The sequence below is a fragment of the Synergistaceae bacterium genome, from assembly GCA_031272035.1.
Taxonomy (GTDB): Bacteria; Synergistota; Synergistia; order Synergistales; family Aminobacteriaceae; genus JAISSA01.
In genome coordinates, this window is sequence record JAISUO010000115.1 from 12,855 (window position 1) to 32,022 (window position 19,168).

Below are 19,168 nucleotides of genomic sequence, written 5' to 3' on the forward strand. Positions count from 1 at the left end.
GTTGATCGTTTCCTACAGTCCGGGAATAATCTGGGGGTGCATCGGGGCGGCTGCCCTTTGCGTCGGGGTTCAGTTTTTGACGAAAAGATTTCTTGAAGAGCGTCAGTATGCTTATCTGCGCGATCTTCTTCTGGTTGGAACATGGCTGCACCTGGCACTTTGTTTCGGGTCGCCGATGTCCCGCTTTGTTCTGGGGGCGTCCGTCTTCGCGGGAGTGTTCGGTCTGGCGGAGCATTTGTGGCCTGAGCGTTCCTGGTGGTGGGGATATGTTCTGATCGGCTTTTTGTGCGCGACGCTGGGGCCTGTGATCAGTTTCATCACTTTGCTCGACGGAGAATACATCTATCTGACGCCTCTGGTGTCCGTCGTGGTCACTACCCTGTGGTTTGCGATTTTTCCCCTCATCGTCCGGCAGCTGGACGCCATTCCGGGACTGGCGGGGCATATTCTGGCGGTGACGTTTTCCCTGATGCTGATCTCCGTGGCCCTCACCTCTCAGGAAATGCCGGACGCCTTCTTCATGTCCTTTTCCGGCCTGCTGCTTCTCGGCGCGTTCTGGAGCCGTTTCAGCAATCTCTATCGTCAGGCGGGAAAGGCCCTGTCGGCCTTTTGGGGGACGCTGGTGGCGGGAACGGCGATTCTGGGCGTGAGCAAGGGGATCGTTTTCGGCTCCATGTTTTATCTTTCGCTGGGGCTGTTCGCCATTCCCATGGTGGAGTGTTCCCTGCATCTGGCGAGCCTGGTGCTGGCCGAAAACTCGCCGGGCACGGAGCGGATCTACCGGGGGCTGATCCGGCGGGGATGGGACCATCCCGACGTGGTGCGGCTCATCTCCTGGCTGTGCGCGTTCCTGGGGGTGCTGTCCGCTCTGTGGCAATATCCCTCTCCCGGTTACGCCACGCTGGTGTGGGGGGGGATTATGGTCATGGTCTCTCTGGTCGTTCTGGTTCCGCTGTTTCTGAAGTACCGGAACACGTCCCCCATGATCCACACGAAGCCGCGTCTTTGGGGTATCCATATCGACAACGTATCGATGAATTACGCCCTTTCCAGGGCCAGAGGGATGGTTTTGTCTCAGAAGGGAATGAAACTCGTGTCCACCGTCAATGCCCTGGGGATGGAAATGGCGGTTCAGGATCCGGAATATCACGCCGTTTTGAGATACTCGGCTCTGGTTTTGTCGGATGGAGTCGGCCTTCTGTGGGGACTGCGCTTTCTCGGAATGCCCATTCAGGAGCGCGTCACGGGAATCGACTTCGCGGAGCAGCTCTGCCGGATGGCCTCAGTGGAGGGCTGGCCGGTGTATTTTCTGGGGGCACGGGGCAATACGGCCCGACGCTGCGCCGACGTTCTTGCGGAGCGTTATCCCGGTCTCGTGGTGGCCGGAGCCCGCAACGGGTACTTCAGCATGGACGATCCCTCGGTGGCTTCTGAAATCGCCCGTTCGGGAGCAAAAATTCTTTTTGCCGCCATGGGAATTCCCCGCCAGGAAAAATGGCTTTCCCGCCACGGAAACGCCTTGGGCGACGTGCTTGCGGTGGGGGTGGGCGGCGCTTTTGACGTTCTGTCCGGACAGTTGAGGCGAGCTCCGCGAGCGATGCAGAAAATGGGGCTTGAATGGCTTTATCGACTTTGCCAGGAACCCTCCCGCTGGAGGAGAGACCTGAGACTGGCGGTTTTCGTTCTGCGCGTCCTGGCGACGCGACTGGGGCTCTACACCTGGAAGCAGACGACGCGGAAGGGGGAAAAGAGATGAAGGTCACGACAGTGGGAGACCTGATGGCCCGGGATTTGACGATGGTGATGGAATCCAGCACCATTGGAGAGGCCATCGATATTTTTTACCACCATCACGTTTCGGGGCTGCCGGTCGTCAGCGCGGACTGGAAGCTGGTGGGCTATCTTTCGGAGACGGACATTCTGAAGGCCGCCACGCCCTCCTATCTGGAGGTGCTCACTCACAGCGCCTTCATGAGCGGAGAAGAGGACGAGTTCGTTCGTCAGCTCAAAAACCTGGGACACCTTTCCGTGCGGGACTATATGACGAAATCTCCGGCCTTCGTGGAGCCCTGGGTGAGCCTCGTGTCCGCCGCGGATCTGATGATACGGAAGCATTTTCATCGCCTTCCCGTGGCGGAGGAGGGTGTTTTGGTGGGGATCATCGACCGCCGGACGCTGTGGGATTTTATGCTGGAAGAATATTATCGCGATGAAAAGTGACCCTGTGAATGTTTCCGACCCGCTGCTTGCGGTGGGCAGGGAACTGGAGGCTTTTCGCGCGGAACTGGAGAAGGACGCGGAGGAGAAGAAAAGGGCCTTCATGCGTTTCAGAGGGGAGACCCTGCGTCGGGTGGACGAAATGTGCGGCCGCACGATTGAGGCCGCCCGGCTGGAGGAGCAGAGCGTGGAGTCCCGCATCGCCGAAGACAGAAAAGCCATCGACGCGCGTATCGATGGATGGCTGCGGCGTTCGTCCCTGGCCCTGGAGGAAAGCGATGCCCTGGATCGCATTGCCGGAGAAGCCCTTCACCGTCTCATGCCGCCCGGAACAGGAAAAATATCGGACAGGGGAGGTAGAGACTTCTGATAGAACGCATGGCCCGCGTGTCCATATGGGGGGTACGCAGTAAAAAATCGGTTATTGTCGGTCGGCTCTACGAGCTTGGCGTGTTGCATCCCGTCTTTCGTTCCGTTTCCGCCGAAGAAAAAGAAGAGGACGGCGAAAAAAAGCATCCTCTGCTGGAACGGCTCAGGACGCAAAGAGGACAGGTTTTGGGCATGATCGAAGCCCTGTCCTGGGATGGATGGAAGCAGCTCACGGATGTTTGTATCGAAAACGTTCGTTACAATCTCTCCGGAGATCTGGAATTTATGATGGACGAAATCGACAGGAGCCTCGACCGGATTCAGCTGCGCCTGAACCGGATCCGGGAGGACGGGGAAAAGGCCCAGAGGGATTTCGTGGAACTTCGCAGGATCAATTCCATTCTGTCTCACGCCAATGCCTTTCTGGAGCAGGAGCGGTCCGCTTTGGGAGAGGTGGTGATCTGGAAGCTTTCCCGGCAGGGACAGCACGCCGTCATCACGAAGATTAACGGGGATTTGGACCTTTTGCCCAGCGGGCACGAAAAACCCTGGTTTCGCTACCATTCCTTCGATCTGAAGGACGGGTCCTCTTACATGGTTACCAGCGCCTCTCCGGAGGTTCAGCCCGGGCTGGCCGCGGCGGTTCACAACGTCCAGGGAATCCGGTGGAATCTGCCGGCTCACTTCGAAGGCCTTTCCCTGGCGGATGTTGTCGCGCAGATTCGTCAGCTTTTGCGCGGTTTGCCGGCTCGGCTGAGGCAGAATAAAACGGAGCTGAGGGTGCTTTCCTCCCAGTGGGGAGTGAATCTGGCCGCTGTTTATGTTTTGCTGGACGAGCGTCTGGAGCAGTTTTTGCTGGAAGTTTCCGCCGAGGATAACGAGGAATTTTTCACCCTGGAGGGCTGGATTCCCGAAAATGCCGTGGAAAGAACCCGCACGGTCCTGAAGGAGGATTTCGGCGACGCCGTTCTGATGCGCGCCAGAGAGGCGAGAGGCGATCTGGACGGGACGATTCCCACGGCTTTGCGGAACCGGTCCATCTTTCAGCCCTTCGAGCTTTTTCTGAAGCTGCTGCGTATCCCCGACTATCATGCCTTCGACCCCACCCCTCTGATCGGAATATTTTTTCCTTTTTTTTCCGGTTGCATGATTGGGGATCTGGGGTACGGTGTTCTCATTCTGTGGCTGGGGTGGTATCTGAAGCAAAAGTCGTCGAAAATATCACACGACATAGGGATTATCCTTATTTTCGTCGCCTTCTGGAGCGGAGTATGGGGAATCCTGTTCGGGGAGTTTTTTGGAGATGTGGGGCACCGCCTCCTGGGCCTGTCCTGGATATGGGTGGACCGGGCCCACGCCGTTTTGCCCGTCATGATCTTCACGGTTACCCTGGGATGCGTTCATGTCCTTTTGGGGCTTTTGATCGGGATGATCCAGGGCATACGGAACCGGCATCGGCATCTCTGGATGGAGCGCGCGGGCACGCTGCTTTTTATCGTGGGACTGATTGCTGTTCTGGTTCTACTGCGTATGCAGCTGCCTTCTTCGTTTTTTTCGATCCCCGTCGTTCTGCTCGTATTTTCCCTCATTTTTCTTCTGGGCGGCGGCGGTGTGGGAGGAATCGTGGAATCTCTGGGGGCCGTGGGGAACATCGTCAGTTACGTGCGTATCGCCGCCATCGGTCTCTCGTCGGCCATTTTGGCCATGGTGGCGAGTAAATTTGTGGATACCGTTCAGATCCCCATCGTAGGGCTTTTTATGGCGTTTGCCATTCACCTGCTGAATTTTGTTCTGGCCCTTGGGGGATCCGCTTTGCACGCGGCGCGGCTCCATTACGTGGAGTTCATGGGGAAATTTTATGAGGACGGCACGCTTGCGTATAAACCGTTCGCAAAAAGGAGGAGAGTCGGATAATGGGTGAGAAGGCTGTTATGGCTCTGGCCGCGGCTTTGGCCGTTGCCGTGCCCGCTCTGGCCACGGCTTACGCTCAGGCGCGCATTGGAAGCGCCGGGGCCGGAACCGTTGCGGAAAAACCGGAAACGTCGGGGACGATCATCATTTTGGAGGCCATTCCGGAAACGATGGTGATCCTGGGTTTTGTCGTCGCTATTATGATTATCATGAGGATCGTTTAGCTTGCAGGATTCTTTGGAACAAATACAGGACCTGTCGGACTTCAGGTCGGCGCTTTCCTTTCAGTTCGAGGAGCGCATCCAGACCCTGAAGCGCGCTGTGGACGAGGAAATGGCGGACATCATTACGGCGCGTCGCATGGAGGTGGAGGGTATCGTCTACCGCCTGCGCCGCGCCGCCGCTCAACGGCTGAGTGACGGCCTGAGGGCCAACCGGCGCTATGGAGAGCGACGGGCAAAAGCCGGCGAGGTCGGGCTGAGAAGCGATTTGATGGGGCGGCTGGAGGCTCGAATCTCCGAAGGTCTGAGAGATTTCAGACGGACTTCGCCCCGGGAGTACGAAGAAGTTCTGCGGGCTCTGGCGGAGGAGGCATCGGAAGGCCTTGAGTCTCCTCTCGTGGCGCTGGTAGAAAAGGGAGACGCCGGTTTTTTGAAGGGGCGGAAGGAAATTTGCGATATTTGCGAAGTTCGCGAGGAGCTGGAGGACGTCTGGGGAGGACTTGTTCTCGTCGAGGCGGGGAAGGGAGAGAGCAGGCTTGTCGACAACACTTTTCGGACGCGATGGAGACGCCTTTATCCCGCCTTTCTTGAAGAGTTCCGGGAGTGCTTTGAGTTGCCTGAAAAACTGTCTTTCGCCGAAAGGTGAAAATTACGACTGCGTCAACGCCCGAGTGAGGGCAAGAACCCGCTCTTTTCTGGATGCCGACGCCTATTTGCGCCTTGTTCGGGGCTCTCTCGGCGACATGGAGCGTTTTTTGCTGCAGGGACGGGCCTCGGAGTTTTTCAGGGCTCAGATGATCTCCGGAGAGACGCTCCTTCTTCGCCGTGTTCGGGCGGCCCTCATGTCGGCCCTTTCCTGTGGGCTGGGGAGCGTGCTGCGCATGGCGGAAGGCGAGACCCGGGACCTGCTGACGGTTTTATTTTCCGGGGCCGATCTGGATAATCTGCGTTTCATCCTGCGGGGTCTGCTTCGGAGGTCCGACAGAGAAAATCCCCCTCTGTGGCGGGGTTATGGAATTTTGTCCCCGCTGTTCTACGATCGCCTCTGGTCATCCTGTTCCTCGCTCCAGGAGGTTTGCGAGCTCTGTCAGGAGAATCCTCACCCTGTCGCAGGGATGATCGCCTCGACTCTGGCGGGTTTTCTCGAAGGCGCGGAGGCCGCGGAGGCCGTAAAGATGACCGGCGGCGACGTGCGGCAAATGGAGCGGGCGCTGCTGTGTTCTTTTCTGGAGTACGGCTGCGCCGTGGTTCGCGACGTTTCCTCAGGCAACGGCAGAGCTCTGAGGCAGTATCTGCTTTTGCGGCGGGACGTCTGGAACATGGGGGTGTGGTTTCGGCACAGCGGCGGAGGAGATGGTGACCTCCTGAGGGACGTGGAGGCCCTGACGGCGCCGGAGCCGGAAACTCCGGCGGATCCTGGAAGGACCGGAAGGACGAGCCTGAAGGCGCTGAATTTCTCGGCAGCCTTTCTGTCCCTCTGGAACGATCTGAAAAGAGATTTGACCAGGGACGGAATCGTTCCTTCAAGGGGAGAATGGCATTACCGGCTGCGTTTTGGAGTGCTGGAGTGGCTCCGGAGTCTTTACAGAACGAATCCTCTGGGGATAGAGACGCTGATGGGTTACACGGGAATGGAGCTCATCGAATGGCACAACCTCAACGTGGTGGCTTCGGGGCTGGCTTTTTCCATGTTCCCGGAACGGATTTACTGCAGACTCATTCCCCTGGGGAAAATGCGGAGAGGAAATGACGTATGACTGAGGAAGGACAGGTCCCGGCTGTGGTGGGACGACAGATTTTTGTCGATCTCTGGTCTCTTTTGGGTTTCGCATCGCTGGTCTGCGAGACTCCGGCGGAGTTTCCCGCGGTTTCGGGAAAACTGGAGGCGCTGGATCCCGCGCTGGTGGTCGCGGAAAAAAGATGGTTCGACGGGCTGCACGATTCTCTGAAGCGTCGCCTGAAAGATTCCCGTTCGCCGGTTTGGCTGACCCTGCCGGATGCGGCTGACGAAACAGAGGAAAAATAAATGTCTGAAAAAAATTATCGGCTCCTGGGGAGCCCGATGAAAGAGCCGAGGGGAGAATCGATTTCAAAATCTCCAAACAGAGGTGCCGTCAAAATCGTCTCCGGCCCCGTCGTTACCGCGAAAACGGATTTTTCCGTCCGCATGTTCGAAGTGGTTCGGGTGGGCGTTTTGGGGCTTTTGGGGGAGGTCATCCGGATTCGGGACGGAGAGGCGGACATCCAGACCTGCGAAGACACCACAGGGCTTCGAGTGGGAGAGGAGATTCTCTTTACCGGCGAACTTCTCGGAATTGAACTGGGCCCCGGGCTGTTGGGCACGGTTTTGGACGGAACGGGCCGGCCCCTGCGCAAACTGGGGGAAAAGGGAATTTATTTGGAGCGGGGCGCTCAGGCTTCCGCCCTTTCTGACGACAAACTGTGGCGTTTTACCCCCGCGACGGAGACGGGGGAGGAAGCGGGGCCGGGAGACGTTCTGGGAACGGTCGTCGAGGGCAGTCGATTTCTGCATCGGGTGCTGTTCCCGGCGAATCTCCCCGGAGGACGGGTGTCCTGGATCGCTCCCGAAGGGGACCGGAGGGTTCGGGAGTGCATCTGCCGTCTCGATAACGGCGCGGAAATCACCCTCAGTCAGCGATGGGAGCTTCGTGTTCCCCGGCCGGCGGGGAGCCGTCTGCCCTCGGACCGGCCCCTGCTCACGGGGCAGAGGGTGCTGGATACGCTGTTCCCTCTGGCTCTGGGAGGAACCGCCGTCCTTCCCGGCGGCTTCGGAACGGGGAAGACGGTGACGCAGCAGTCTCTGGCTCGATGGTGTAACGCCGACGTGATCGTTTACGTCGGCTGCGGCGAACGGGGCAACGAAATGACCGAGGTTCTGGAGGAATTTCCGACCCTGACGGACCCTCGATACGGTACGCCCCTCATGGAGCGCATGGTCCTCGTCGCCAACACCTCGAACATGCCTGTGGCGGCGCGGGAGGCCAGCATATACCTTGGAATGACCCTGGCGGAATATTATCGCGACATGGGGTACGACGTGGCCGTCATGGCCGACTCCACTTCCCGCTGGGCGGAGGCTCTCAGGGAAATCGGAGGACGTCTCGAAGAAATGCCGGGAGAGGAGGGCTACCCCGCCTATTTGGGGTCGCGGCTTTCCCGCTATTACGAACGAACGGGGCGCGTGGAAGTTTTGGGACGGCCCAGGCGGCAGGGTTCCGTGACGGCCATCAACGCGGTTTCTCCTGCGGGGGGCGATTTTTCCGAACCGGTGACCCAGGCGAGCCTGAGACTGTCGGGAGCCTTTTGGGGACTTGACAAAAATCTGGCGCAGGCCCGTCATTTTCCGGCCATCAACTGGCGAGTCAGCTATTCCCTCTACGAAAACCTCCTCTCCGACGGAATGGAGGAAATGGCGGGGGAGAACTGGACGGCTCTCCGGGAGTATCTGAAGGGCGTTCTGCTTCATGAGAGAGAGCTTTCGGATTTGGTGCGCCTTCTGGGCAGAGACGGGCTGTCGGAGGAAGATAAATGGGCTCTTTATCACGCTGAAAATTTGAAAATTCTCTATTTGCAGCAGAACGCTTACAGCCCGGAGGACGCCTGTTTCTCTCTGACGCGATCCGCCGCCCTGCTGAGCCTGCTGAGAACCCTGGACGAGAAGGCGAGAAAGGCCATTGCCGACGGGCTGTATTACGACGAGGTCGTCGCCTTTCCCATCCGTTCGGATTTGATGTCTCTCCGCGCTCTGCCGGAGAACGCCCTGTCCGAAAAGGCCGGAGAGTGGCTTTCCGCCATGGAGACGAAATTTTCGGCCGCAAAAGAAAAAATGGGGACGAGAAACGAGAGCCCTGTGGAGCGATGAGGTCATGCCGATGAATCTTTTCAGAGAGGGAACGCGTGGAATCAGAGGAATATCCGGGCCGCTCCTTTTTGTGGAAAACGTGAAAGGAGCCGGCTACGGCGAGCTGGTGTCCGTGGAAACGAGTTCGGGTACCCGCATGGGGCAGATTTTACAGGCCGGCGAGGATTTTTGCATCATCCAGGTCTTTGACGGGACCATGGGACTGGAGACGGGGGGGACCCTGGTCTGGCTGGAACGGGATGTGATGAAAATCGGCATCGGGGACCATCTGCGGGGCCAGGTGCTGAACGGACGAGGCCAGCCTCTGGAGGGAGGTCGTCCGTCCGACTTCGAGGCCTTTCTTCCCGTCAGCGGGCTGCCCATCAACCCGGCCTGCCGCAGGAGTCCCAGCGCCCCCCTGGAGACGGGGATCTCCGCCCTGGATTTGATGAATACCCTGGTGCGCGGACAGAAACTGCCCGTCTTTGCGGGGCCGGGGCTGCCCGCCGCCGAGGTGGCCGTTCGGATTGCCCGGGATACGAGGGCTTTCAGCGTCCAGGAGGAAGACTCCCGCTTTCTTCTGGTGTTCGCGGCCATGGGCGTTACCAATCGTGAGGCGGATTATTGCATGAGCGCCCTGCGGGATGGAGAGGACGCCGAAGAGAATGGAATTTTCCTCCTGAACACCGCCGGAGACTCCGCCGCGGAACGTCTGCTGACGCCGCGCATCGCCCTGACGATCGCCGAGTATTTCGCCTTTGTCAAAGGATATGACGTTCTGGTGGTCATGATGGACATGCTCTATTACTGCGAGGCCCTGCGAGAAATCGGGGCGGCCCGGGAGGAGGTCCCAGGGCGGCGGGGCTATCCCGGTTACATGTACTCCGACCTCGCCGAAATATACGAGCGGGCCGGCTGCATCGCCGGAGGGCCGGGCAGCGTGACGCAGATTCCCGTTATCGGGATGCCGGACGACGACATGACGCATCCGGTTGTGGACCTGTCCGGATACATTACGGAGGGGCAGGTTGTTCTGGACCGCCGGCTGCATGAAATGGGGATTTTCCCTCCCGTGGACGTGCTGTCTTCCCTGTCGCGTCTGATGAATAAGGGCATCGGGCGGGGACGGACGTTCGAGTCCCACCGGGCGCTGGCCGATCAGCTTTACGCCGCTTACGCGAAGGCCAGAGATCTGGATCGCCTGAGGCTCATTGTGGGGGACGACGGCCTGAACGACGTGGAAAAACGATATTTGCGCTTCGGCGAGCGTTTCGAGCAGGTTTTTCTCGGGCAGAAAGGCGACCGGGAAAAAACGGGAAATTCAGGAAGACGCACCTTCGCGGAGTCCGAAAACGCGGCCTGGGACGTTCTGAGCCTGCTGCCCGCCTCGGAACTTTATCGCCTGCCCCGCGCCCTGCTGGAACGCAGACTGAAGGGATAGGCGCGCATGTCACGGCCGGCGACTCGCGAGCAGCTTCTGGACGTGCGGCGTCAAACGCAACTCGTTCTTTACGGCAAAGGACTGCTCGAAAAAAAACGCGACAGTCTGCTGCGGGCGCTGGAGGAAGAGCGGCGGTGTTTCAGAGAACGGGAAGCCGCTCTGAAGGAGCATATCGCGGCCCTGTGGCAGATTTACGGGCGTCTGTATCTCTTGGAGGGGGCGACGGTCTCCGCTCTGCTGCGCCCCGTTCTTCCCCGGAGGGTCCTGACCCGACTGGAGATGGTGATGGGATGCCGTTTTCCGGTTTTTACGCCCCATCCGGAAACGCCCTTCGGCCCGCCTTCCTACGATCCGGCCCTGACCGCCCTGGATGCCGATGCCCTTGTGGAAAAACTGGGGCAAATCGACGACCTGCTGTGGACTTACCTTAACGCAAAGGCCAAAGTTCAGGCGCTGGAAAGGGAGCTTTCGAGGACGCTGGCGAGAATCAACGTTTTGGAGCACACACTGCTGCCGGAGTTTCGGGAGGACGAGGTCCGCATCCGCAACACGCTTTCGGAACGTGAGCGGCAGGAACGATTCGCTCTGAAAAAACTGACCCGCGGAAAAAATAAAAATGCCTTGCCGTAAAAAAACTCCTGTCATACAATCACAGGAGTTTCGCGATGAGCTTCCTGTTCCTGACGAACTCCTGACGAAAGGGAGCCGTGGACTTCGACAGTTAAAATTATTATTAGAATTATAAAGAATATATTTTGCGGAGGCATTGTCGATGAAAATCAATAACATGATGAAACAGGCCCAGAAAATGCAGGCTCAGATGATGCAGATTCAGGAGAAGCTGGCGGAAGAGCGGGTCGAGGGCAACGCGGGGGGCGGAATGGTCCGCGCCCTGTTTACGGGGCAGGGTGACCTGGTTGAAATGCATCTCGATCCCGAGGTGATCAAAGCCGAAGAGGTGGAGATGCTGGAAGATCTGATCATGGTCGCGGTCAACGACGGCCTCCAGAAAAGCAGAGAACTCGCGAACTCTAAAATGGGTGTTCTCACCGGCGCGCTGGGGTCCCTCGGGCTGGGGTTTTAAGTGTCTCGATCGACTCGCGATCCCATTGGACGCCTGATCGACTGCTTCAAAAATTTCCCCGGCGTTGGCAGCAAAAGCGCCAGAAGAATGGTGTTCTTTCTGCTTCGGCAGGATGAAGCCTTTCTTCGCGAAATGGGGGGCGCCATAACGGAACTGAAGGAAGGGCTCTTCACCTGCGGAGAGTGCGGCAACATTTCCGATTCCGACCCCTGTCCGATTTGCGGGGACATGCTGAGAGACCGGAAAACGCTGTGCGTGGTGGAAAGTATCGATGATCTCGTGTCCTTCGAGCAGGCGGGGATTTACAACGGCCTCTATCACGTGCTGGGAGGCCGGGTGTCGCCTTTGGAGGATCAGGAGCTGAGTTCCGGAAACATCGCGTTCCTTCTGGGTCATATCGATGCCCTTCAGGCGTCGGAGGTCATCATCGCCACCAATCCCCGGATGGAGGGAGATCTGACCTACTTTACCCTTCTGGAAATTCTGAAGGACAGGGCGGAAAGCGGCCTCAAAATTTCCCGGCTGGCTTTCGGGCTGCCCGTGGGAGGCTCCATAGAATTCGCGGACCGTATGACGCTCCACACCGCTCTCGAATCCCGGATTCACGCGAAATGAGGTTTGAGAAAACTGATGAAGGAATTTTCTTTTCTTGTGGTTGCGGGGGGAAGCGGCAGTCGCATCGGCGGGCTGGAAAAGCAGTTTCGCTCTCTGGGGGACGGTCCTTTGTGGCTTTGGAGCGTCAGACTGGCAGAATCCCTGAAGAATGAGGGCGTGAGCGAGATCGTCCTGGTTCTGCCCGAAGGCCGTCATATTGAGAATTTTCCCTCGTTTTCCCTGCCCTTTCGCGTGGCCTCCGGGGGGGCCACCCGTTCGGAGTCCGTGCGAAACGGGCTCTCCCTCTGCTCCTGCGATTACGTCATGGTCCACGACGCGGCGCGCCCTTTCGCCTCACCGGGACTCCTGGCGGATTTGATGGAGCGTACCGGCGAAACCACGGGGGCCGTTCCCGTACTTCCCCTGACCGAGGCGGTCAAGCGCATCGAAAACGGTAAAATAACCGTTGTCCCCCGAGAGAATCTTTATGGAACGCAGACCCCCCAGTCCTTTTTTCGCAGCGCCCTTGAGCGGGTTCTGGAGGAACACGGAGCCGGAGTTCGGGACGAGGCGGAGGCCTGGCTTGCGGCGGGGCTGGAGCTGCAGTGCGTCGAGGGAGAGCGGCTGAACTTCAAGGTGACCTGGCCGGAGGATCTTCGCCTGGCGTCTCTTTTGGCGGCGGACATGGTGCGGAACGCGAGAAATGAGCGCGAGATGGAAAATGAGACGGGATTTGCAAATGAAATAAGAACGGGAATCGGATATGACGTTCATAGGCTGACCCCCGAACGTCCCCTCATTCTGGGGGGCGTGCGGATCGAGTCGCCCCTGGGGCTTTTGGGGCATTCCGATGCGGACCTGCTGGCTCACACGGTCTCCGACGCGATTTTGGGGGCGGCGGGACTGCCCGACATCGGAAACCTTTTCCCCGCCGACGACGAAAAATACAGAGGCGCGGACAGCATGAAACTGCTGGGGGAGGTCGTGGAGAAGGTGAAGGGGGAGGGGTGGAGCATCGTCTGGGTGGACGCCGTTATCGAAGCGCAGATTCCGCGCCTGAACGCCCATCTGCCCCTTATGCGGGAAAAACTTTCAGCCTTTTTGAACCCCCAGGGGGAGAACTGCGTGAACCTGAAGGCCAAATCCGCTGAGAAGACCGGCGACCCCGGGCTGGGACGATCGATGGTCTGCCGGGCTGTGGCGACCCTGCGGAGGTCGCGGGTGAAATGACGGAGACGAAAGCGATTCGCACGCGTTTTGCCCCGTCGCCCACGGGGGATCTCCACATCGGTGGAGCCAGAACGGCCCTCTTCAATTTTCTTTTTGCCCGAGGCGCGGGAGAGAAGGGCTGCTTCATCCTGCGCATCGACGACACGGACCGAGAGCGCTCCAGCGTCGAATACGAGGCGCGAATAATGGAAGATCTGCGCTGGCTGGGTCTGGAATGGGACCAGGGGCCGGGACGTCCGGATTTTTCGGGGAAAGGCCCCTGGAGACAAAGCGAGCGTGCCCGTTTTTACGAAGAGGCTCTCTCCGCCCTGAGGGAAAAAGACGCTGTTTATCCCTGTTTCTGCAGCGAGAAACGGCTGGAAGATCTGCGGGAACGACAGATGGCGAAAGCCCTGCCGCCCCGTTACGATGGGGCCTGTCGGGCCATTCCCCGTGAGGAAGCCCTTCGCCGGATCGAGAAGGGAGAGCGGTACTGCTGGCGTTTCGCCCTTCCCGACAGAACCCTCTCGTTTCACGACCAGGCCAGGGGGGAGCTGTCCTTTGCTCCCAACATGGGGGATTTTGTGGTGACCCGAAGCGACGGACAGGCCACGTATCTTTTCGCCTCCGCGGTGGACGATCGCCTGATGGAGATCACCCACATCATTCGGGGCGACGAGCACATTCCCAATACGGTGCGTCAGAAGGCGATCTTCGACGCGTTGGGCTGGCCCTTCCCCGACTGCGCCCACGTCCCGATGATTCTCTCCTCGGAGGACCATCGAAAACTCAGCAAGCGGACGGGCTCCACTCCCATAAGCGCTTATCGGGAAAGGGGATTTCTTCCCGAGGCGATCTGCGCCTGTCTGGCCACCCTGAGCTGGACCCCTTCCGAGTCCGTTTCGCTTTTTTCTCTGAAGGGGATGGCGGCGGATTTTTCTCTCGATCGCCTTTCGGTTTCCTCCCCTGTCCATGACGAGGCCCATTTGCTCGCCTGGCAGAAGGCGGCTGTGGAGCGATTGGGAAGCGGAGTTCTGCTGGAGAAACTGAAAGAGCGGGATCCCCGGTTTGAAAAGTTCGATTCGAAGGAAATGAAGCTCCTGATTGAGGACCTGCTTGGGGAAAATCCCACGCTGCCTCTGCTGCGGAAGGCCCTGGAGGTTCTCTTTGAGAGGCCGCCCCTGCGGAACGAAGATCTGCCCTGGCTGTCCGGACTGAAGGAAACGCTGCGTTCAGCCGATCCATGGAATGAGGAGATGCTGAACGGAAAGCTGAGGGGTTATATGAAGGAACAGGGGCTGAAGGGGAAGGCCTTTTTCCACCCTTTGAGGCTGATCCTGACCGGGCGGGAAAGCGGTTCCCCCCTGCCGCTCCTGATGGGAGTGATGGGACGGGAGGAAACCCTGTCCCGACTGGGCGACGAAAAGAAAATCTGAGCGTGAAACTGAAGCGAACATCTGCCGAATAAAAGCTGTATGAAAGCTGTATAAAAGGCTGTATAAAAAGAAGGAAGGAAAGTCCAATGAGCGGCGTCTACATTCGTAACGAACTGTGTGGAGATTTTCAGGGGCTTGCCGAGGAGGAGCTGCCTGTCCTGGAAGATGAAGTTTGCGCGGATCGGGCTTTGGAAATGTCCGTGGAGGATCGTTACGAGGCGGCAATCGAAAATTGCTGGGCGGACTTTATAAAGGACTTTTACGTTTGACGCCGGGTTTGACGCCGATTTGAAGTCAAATCAAATCGAAGGCCGAGCGTCCCCAAAAAATATTTTGCCGCGGTGATTGTTTTTTGGGAGAAGTGAGTGTATAATAGGGTCAATTCACGGTAGATTTTGACTTGGAGAGTGGGTGTTCGCCCACTCTCTTTGTTTGAATATCTGGTGAATATCTGGAATGAATGAATATCTGGAAGAATATCCGAGTGAATACCCGAATTCCTGCCCGTTACCGGAGATGGGAGAGGAGGTTTGGCTGTTGAGTGACAGCAGTAAGGAAGCAATGATCCGCGAAATTGGCAGAACAGTGGAAGAACTGGGCTACGAGTGTGTACACGCCGCTCTGACGACGGAATCCGGAAGACCGGTGGTGCGGGTGTTCATCGATTCTCTGGGGGGAATCGGCATCAGAGACTGCGAGGTGGTTTCAAAAGCGCTGAATCGTTATCTGGACGAAGCCGACTCTCCGGAGCTGACTGGCAGATATTACCTGGAGGTCAGTTCACCCGGCTTGGAAAGACCTCTTTTCACCCCCGCCGATTACCTGCGTTTCAACGGCAGGGAAGCGAGGATCAAAACGCTGGAGCTGATTGATGGTCGGAAGGTTCACACGGGGATTATCAAAGAATCCGACGAGGCGTCGGTCACTCTGGTCACCGAGGAGGGGCAGAGGGTGATCCCCTTCGGCCTTGTGGCCCGGGCGACGCTGGTTTTCAGAGGACTGGAACCCCAGGAGCCAAAGAAGAAGCCGGGCGGCAAAAAACGAAAAAACGAAGCAATACCGGCGAACAGAACATGAGGAGGAACATTGAATGCAGTTGGGGCGCGATTTTTTACGTGCATTGAATCAGATAACGAAGGAACGTGGCCTTTCTGTGGAATTGATTGCCTCCAGCCTTGAGGCTGCGCTTATTTCCGCTTACAGAAAATACCAGGGGGGCAACCAGGAGGTCGAGGTTCACGTCGATTTCGAAAGCGGCAACGTCTCGGTTTCCGAACTGCGCACAGTCGTGAAGACCGTGGAGTCGGAGGACACGGAAATCACGCTGGCCGACGCGAAGAAGCTGGGCTACAAAAACGTCGCGGCGGGAGATGTCCTGCGCATCGAGAAGAACCCGGAGGATTTTGGAAGAATCGCGGCGCAGACGGCGCGTCAGGTGATCATTCAGCGCCTGAAGGACGCCGAACGGCAGGTGATCTACGAGGAGTTTTCCGACAAGGTCGGCGAGATGATGACGGGGGTCGTGTTCAAATCCGAAAACAATCAGGTGCTCATCCGACTGAACGAGCGGACAGAGGGCATTCTCCCCAGAGAAGAGCGGATCGCCGGAGAAAAGTACAATCCTGGCGATCGCATGAAGTTCTTCGTGCTGGATGTGCGGCAGACGACGCGAGGACCCCGTATTGTCGTCTCCCGGACTCATCCGGGGCTTTTGCGCAAACTGCTGGAGCTGGAAGTCCCCGAAATCGCGGACGGCGTAATTGAGATCAAGAACATCGTGCGTGAGGGGGGCACCCGGGCGAAGGTGGCTCTGATGACCCTGGACGCCAACGTGGACCCTGTGGGGGCCTGCGTGGGAAACGGAGGGGCGCGGATCAAGGCGGTGAGCCGGGAGCTTGCCGGAGAGAAGGTGGACATCGTCATCTGGAGCAGCGAGCCTCTGGTCTACATCCGCAACTCGCTTTCTCCCGCCAGGGTGGCGAAGGTGGAGCCAGTGCTGGATCAGGAGCGATCCGTGCAGGTGTACGTGTATCCCGATCAGCTTTCTCTGGCCATCGGCAAGGCAGGGCAGAACGTGCGTCTTTCCGCCCGGCTGACCGGCTGGAAGATCGACATCAGCGCCATTGAGGTCGATCGTATGCCCACCCTGTCGGATATCTTCCACGATTTTGTGGAGGAAAAAGCGGAGTGACGGTTATGGCCGGCATCCCGAGACAACGGCCCCGTACCTGCGTCGCCTGCAGAGAGGAATCCTTTCGGAGGGCGCTGGTGCGAGTCGTCCGCTCGCCGGAGGGAACCGTCGCCCTGGATACCCGGGGCAAACTTCCGGGGCGGGGGGCCTACCTCTGCGCGCGAAGGGAATGCGTCGAGAAAGCGCGGAAAACCGGAGCCCTGTCCCGGGCGCTGAAAACGGAGGTCTCTCCCGAAATTTTCGAGAAACTGCTGGAGTACATCGAAACCGGCGGCGGCGGTCGGGACAGGGCGGAGATCCGGAAGGAACTGCATTCCATTCTGGGGCTGTCGCGCCGGGCCTCTTTGATATATATCGGAACCGATAGTGTAAAATCGCAGTGTAAGAAGGAACCCCTGTTGATCCTGACCGCCGCCGACGCCTCCGATTCCGTCGGGGCGATCGTCGGGGGAATCGAAGGCGGCGGGCACGTTCATCTTCGTATGCCTCTTTCCAGCGCGGAGCTTTCCGCGGCTCTGGGAGCGTCGAACGTACAGGCAATAGCTCTGCCGGAGCGCAACGGTCTGGCGGATAAGATAAAAATGTTGCTTAGAGAAGGGGGAATCGCCCTTGAGCAAAATGAGAGTGTATGAACTGGCCAAGATTTTGGGTAAAAGTAACAAAGATTTAATGAAAATTCTGGAAGATCTGGGCATCGAAGTCAAAACGCACATGAGTTCCATTGAAAACGACGTGGCCCAGCTGGTTGAAGATGCGCTGTCGGAGAGCGTTCCGAAAACGCAGACGTCGGATGCGAATCCGGTGGAAAAGAAAAAAATAGAGTGGGGAGAGAAGAGTACGATTAAGTCAGTGGCGGAAAAAATTGGAATTTCCAGCGCGGATGCGGTAAAGGCGCTCATGTCGGCGGGGATCATGGTTCCCGCTACCAGTCCGGTGGACGACAAAATAACGAAAGTTTTGGAAAAAGCCTTCGACGTTTCTTTTGTTTTCGAGGAAGCGCCGACGCCCGTCGAAACGAAGAAAAAAAGGGATAAAGAGCCCGAAAAGAAACCGGCTGAAGCGACGCCCGGCCCCCACGGGCAGAAACAGAAAAGCGGCGAAGAAGACGGTAAACGGGTTCCGCGCCCCCCCATCGTTACGGTGATGGGACATGTGGACCACGGCAAGACGACGCTGCTGGACACCATCCGTCACACCAACGTCACGGCCAGAGAGGCGGGGGGCATCACCCAGCACATCGGCGCTTACATCGTCATGCACGAAAAGAAGCCCATCGTGTTCCTGGACACGCCCGGTCATGAGGCCTTTACCGCCATGCGCGCCCGGGGGGCCAGCGTGACGGACATCGTTATTCTCGTGGTGGCGGCGGACGACGGGGTGATGCCCCAGACCAGGGAGGCCATCGACCACGTCAAAGCGGCGGGAGTGCCCATTGTGGTGGCGGTGAACAAAGTGGACAAGCCCACGGCGAAACCGGACCGAGTCCGTCAGCAGCTTTCCGACGCGGGGCTGGTTCCCGAGGAGTGGGGCGGCGACGTGATCATGGTGGACGTTTCGGCCAAAGAAGGCGACGGTATTCCCCAATTGCTGGAAATGGTCCTTCTTGTGGCGGAGATGCAGGAGCTGAAAGGCGACCCTGCCGCCTCTCCGGAGGGCGTCGTCATTGAGGCCCAGCTCGACAAGGGCAAGGGGCCCGTGGCCACGGTCATCGTGCAAAAGGGAACTTTGAAGCGCGGGGATATCGTGCTGTTCGGGTCCGCCTGGGGCAAAATCCGTGCGCTGATCGACACCACCGGAAAAAATGTGAACTCCGCCGGACTGAGTACCCCAGTGGAGATTCTCGGACTGGACGAGGTTCCTCAGCCGGGAGAGTTTTTCAGGGTGGTGTCCTCGGAGCGGGAAGCCCGTTCGGCTCTGGCCGAAAGCCGTTCTCTGCAGCGCGACGCCTCGGGAGCGCCCGTTCATCGGGTTTCCCTGGAGGACCTTTACTCTCAGATGCAGGAAGGGCAGATTCCTCAGTTGAACCTGCTGATCAAGTGCGACGTGCAGGGGTCCGTGGAGGCTCTTTGCGCTTCTCTGGAAAAAATGGCCACCAGCGAGGTGGGCGTCAATATCGTTCATCGCGGAGTCGGACGAATCGCGGAGTCGGACGTCATGCTGGCCTCGGCCTCCAATGCGGTCATTGTGGGCTTCAACGTCCGCCCCGACGCCAACGCGAAAAAAATCGCGGAGTCGGACGGAGTGGAAATTCGCATTTACAACATTATCTACGACGTGATCGACGACGTTCGGGCGGCTATGGAAGGGCTTCTGAAGCCCAGCCTCCGGGAGCAGATTCTGGGTGAGGCGCAAATTCGCTCGATTTTCAAAATTCCGAAGGCGGGAAGGGTCGCCGGCTGTCATGTGACGGAGGGTCTTGTGCGCCGCAACGCCAAAGTGCGCGTCGTGAGGGCGGGCATCGTTCTCTGGAACGGCAATATTTCCACGCTGCATCATTTTAAGGACGAGGCGCGGGAGGTCAAGGCGGGGTTCGACTGCGGCATCACCCTGGCGGGATTCCAGGACTTCGAAGAAGGCGATATTTTGGAGGCTTACGAGGTCGTTGAGGAAAAACGCACGCTGTAAAAGATTGT

At 58.4% G+C, this 19,168-nt stretch carries 20 protein-coding genes; all 20 read left to right on the plus strand.

What is annotated here, in order from left to right:
* The first annotated feature begins 1 nt into the window (after position 1).
* Positions 2–1,756, plus strand: a complete 1,755-nt coding sequence (locus tag LBR61_13605; GenBank protein MDR1733116.1) for a WecB/TagA/CpsF family glycosyltransferase — start codon at positions 2–4, stop codon at positions 1,754–1,756.
* Complete coding sequence (locus LBR61_13610) at positions 1,753–2,220, plus strand: CBS domain-containing protein (GenBank protein MDR1733117.1); 468 nt, start codon at positions 1,753–1,755, stop codon at positions 2,218–2,220. Before LBR61_13605 ends, LBR61_13610 begins: the two co-directional genes overlap by 4 nt.
* Positions 2,210–2,587 carry a hypothetical protein gene (locus LBR61_13615; protein ID MDR1733118.1) on the plus strand — a complete coding sequence of 126 codons (378 nt, stop codon included), beginning with the start codon at positions 2,210–2,212 and terminating at the stop codon, positions 2,585–2,587. Before LBR61_13610 ends, LBR61_13615 begins: the two co-directional genes overlap by 11 nt.
* A 17-nt stretch (positions 2,588–2,604) precedes the next feature.
* Positions 2,605–4,500, plus strand: a complete 1,896-nt coding sequence (locus LBR61_13620; protein MDR1733119.1) for a hypothetical protein — start codon at positions 2,605–2,607, stop codon at positions 4,498–4,500.
* On the plus strand, positions 4,500–4,721 hold the full coding sequence (locus tag LBR61_13625) for an ATPase (GenBank protein ID MDR1733120.1): 222 nt from the start codon (positions 4,500–4,502) through the stop codon (positions 4,719–4,721). The genes LBR61_13620 and LBR61_13625 overlap by 1 nt, the downstream gene beginning before the upstream one ends.
* A 1-nt stretch (position 4,722) precedes the next feature.
* Positions 4,723–5,364, plus strand: a complete 642-nt coding sequence (locus tag LBR61_13630) for a hypothetical protein (protein MDR1733121.1) — start codon at positions 4,723–4,725, stop codon at positions 5,362–5,364.
* Entirely contained in the window at positions 5,327–6,475 is a 1,149-nt protein-coding gene (locus tag LBR61_13635; protein MDR1733122.1) for a V-type ATPase subunit, read from the plus strand. The genes LBR61_13630 and LBR61_13635 overlap by 38 nt, the downstream gene beginning before the upstream one ends.
* Positions 6,472–6,744, plus strand: coding sequence for a hypothetical protein (locus tag LBR61_13640; protein ID MDR1733123.1), 273 nt, complete (start codon positions 6,472–6,474; stop codon positions 6,742–6,744). Before LBR61_13635 ends, LBR61_13640 begins: the two co-directional genes overlap by 4 nt.
* Positions 6,745–8,601, plus strand: coding sequence for a V-type ATP synthase subunit A (locus LBR61_13645; GenBank protein MDR1733124.1), 1,857 nt, complete (start codon positions 6,745–6,747; stop codon positions 8,599–8,601). It abuts the gene before it with no gap.
* A gap of 10 nt (positions 8,602–8,611) precedes the next feature.
* Entirely contained in the window at positions 8,612–10,021 is a 1,410-nt protein-coding gene (locus LBR61_13650) for a V-type ATP synthase subunit B (protein MDR1733125.1), read from the plus strand.
* Between the two features lie 6 nt (positions 10,022–10,027).
* A complete protein-coding gene (locus tag LBR61_13655; protein ID MDR1733126.1) occupies positions 10,028–10,651 on the plus strand; it encodes a V-type ATP synthase subunit D in 624 nt (207 codons plus the stop codon).
* A gap of 142 nt (positions 10,652–10,793) precedes the next feature.
* Positions 10,794–11,105, plus strand: a complete 312-nt coding sequence (locus tag LBR61_13660) for a YbaB/EbfC family nucleoid-associated protein (protein ID MDR1733127.1) — start codon at positions 10,794–10,796, stop codon at positions 11,103–11,105.
* On the plus strand, positions 11,106–11,720 hold the full coding sequence (recR, locus tag LBR61_13665; GenBank protein MDR1733128.1) for a recombination mediator RecR: 615 nt from the start codon (positions 11,106–11,108) through the stop codon (positions 11,718–11,720).
* A gap of 15 nt (positions 11,721–11,735) precedes the next feature.
* The gene (gene ispF, locus LBR61_13670; GenBank protein ID MDR1733129.1) at positions 11,736–12,929 is read left to right on the plus strand and encodes a 2-C-methyl-D-erythritol 2,4-cyclodiphosphate synthase; all 1,194 of its coding nucleotides are present in this window, start codon (positions 11,736–11,738) and stop codon (positions 12,927–12,929) included.
* A complete protein-coding gene (gltX, locus tag LBR61_13675) occupies positions 12,926–14,344 on the plus strand; it encodes a glutamate--tRNA ligase (protein MDR1733130.1) in 1,419 nt (472 codons plus the stop codon). The genes ispF and gltX overlap by 4 nt, the downstream gene beginning before the upstream one ends.
* An 86-nt stretch (positions 14,345–14,430) precedes the next feature.
* The gene (locus tag LBR61_13680; protein MDR1733131.1) at positions 14,431–14,613 is read left to right on the plus strand and encodes a hypothetical protein; all 183 of its coding nucleotides are present in this window, start codon (positions 14,431–14,433) and stop codon (positions 14,611–14,613) included.
* A 268-nt stretch (positions 14,614–14,881) separates the two neighbouring features.
* Positions 14,882–15,421: a ribosome maturation factor RimP gene (locus LBR61_13685; GenBank protein ID MDR1733132.1), complete on the plus strand. Its 540-nt coding sequence runs from the start codon at positions 14,882–14,884 to the stop codon at positions 15,419–15,421.
* A 13-nt stretch (positions 15,422–15,434) separates the two neighbouring features.
* Positions 15,435–16,535 (plus strand): transcription termination factor NusA, encoded by a 1,101-nt coding sequence (nusA, locus tag LBR61_13690; GenBank protein ID MDR1733133.1) that lies wholly within the window; start codon positions 15,435–15,437, stop codon positions 16,533–16,535.
* Between the two features lie 5 nt (positions 16,536–16,540).
* Positions 16,541–17,167, plus strand: coding sequence for a DUF448 domain-containing protein (locus LBR61_13695; GenBank protein MDR1733134.1), 627 nt, complete (start codon positions 16,541–16,543; stop codon positions 17,165–17,167).
* Positions 17,145–19,160 (plus strand): translation initiation factor IF-2, encoded by a 2,016-nt coding sequence (infB, locus tag LBR61_13700; protein ID MDR1733135.1) that lies wholly within the window; start codon positions 17,145–17,147, stop codon positions 19,158–19,160. The genes LBR61_13695 and infB overlap by 23 nt, the downstream gene beginning before the upstream one ends.
* Positions 19,161–19,168 lie beyond the last annotated feature (8 nt).

Excerpts from the sequence above, each read along its gene's own strand:
- LBR61_13645 (MDR1733124.1), top strand. The coding sequence starts at position 6,745 with ATGTCTGAAAAAAATTATCGGCTCCTGGGGAGCCCGATGAAAGAGCCG.
- ispF (MDR1733129.1), top strand. The coding sequence starts at position 11,736 with ATGAAGGAATTTTCTTTTCTTGTGGTTGCGGGGGGAAGCGGCAGTCGC.
- LBR61_13650 (MDR1733125.1), top strand. The coding sequence starts at position 8,612 with ATGAATCTTTTCAGAGAGGGAACGCGTGGAATCAGAGGAATATCCGGG.
- LBR61_13625 (MDR1733120.1), top strand. The coding sequence starts at position 4,500 with ATGGGTGAGAAGGCTGTTATGGCTCTGGCCGCGGCTTTGGCCGTTGCC.
- LBR61_13610 (MDR1733117.1), top strand. The coding sequence starts at position 1,753 with ATGAAGGTCACGACAGTGGGAGACCTGATGGCCCGGGATTTGACGATG.
- LBR61_13660 (MDR1733127.1), top strand. The coding sequence starts at position 10,794 with ATGAAAATCAATAACATGATGAAACAGGCCCAGAAAATGCAGGCTCAG.
- LBR61_13695 (MDR1733134.1), top strand. The coding sequence starts at position 16,541 with ATGGCCGGCATCCCGAGACAACGGCCCCGTACCTGCGTCGCCTGCAGA.
- LBR61_13655 (MDR1733126.1), top strand. The coding sequence starts at position 10,028 with ATGTCACGGCCGGCGACTCGCGAGCAGCTTCTGGACGTGCGGCGTCAA.
- gltX (MDR1733130.1), top strand. The coding sequence starts at position 12,926 with ATGACGGAGACGAAAGCGATTCGCACGCGTTTTGCCCCGTCGCCCACG.
- LBR61_13615 (MDR1733118.1), top strand. The coding sequence starts at position 2,210 with ATGAAAAGTGACCCTGTGAATGTTTCCGACCCGCTGCTTGCGGTGGGC.
- LBR61_13640 (MDR1733123.1), top strand. The coding sequence starts at position 6,472 with ATGACTGAGGAAGGACAGGTCCCGGCTGTGGTGGGACGACAGATTTTT.
- nusA (MDR1733133.1), top strand. The coding sequence starts at position 15,435 with ATGCAGTTGGGGCGCGATTTTTTACGTGCATTGAATCAGATAACGAAG.
- LBR61_13680 (MDR1733131.1), top strand. The coding sequence starts at position 14,431 with ATGAGCGGCGTCTACATTCGTAACGAACTGTGTGGAGATTTTCAGGGG.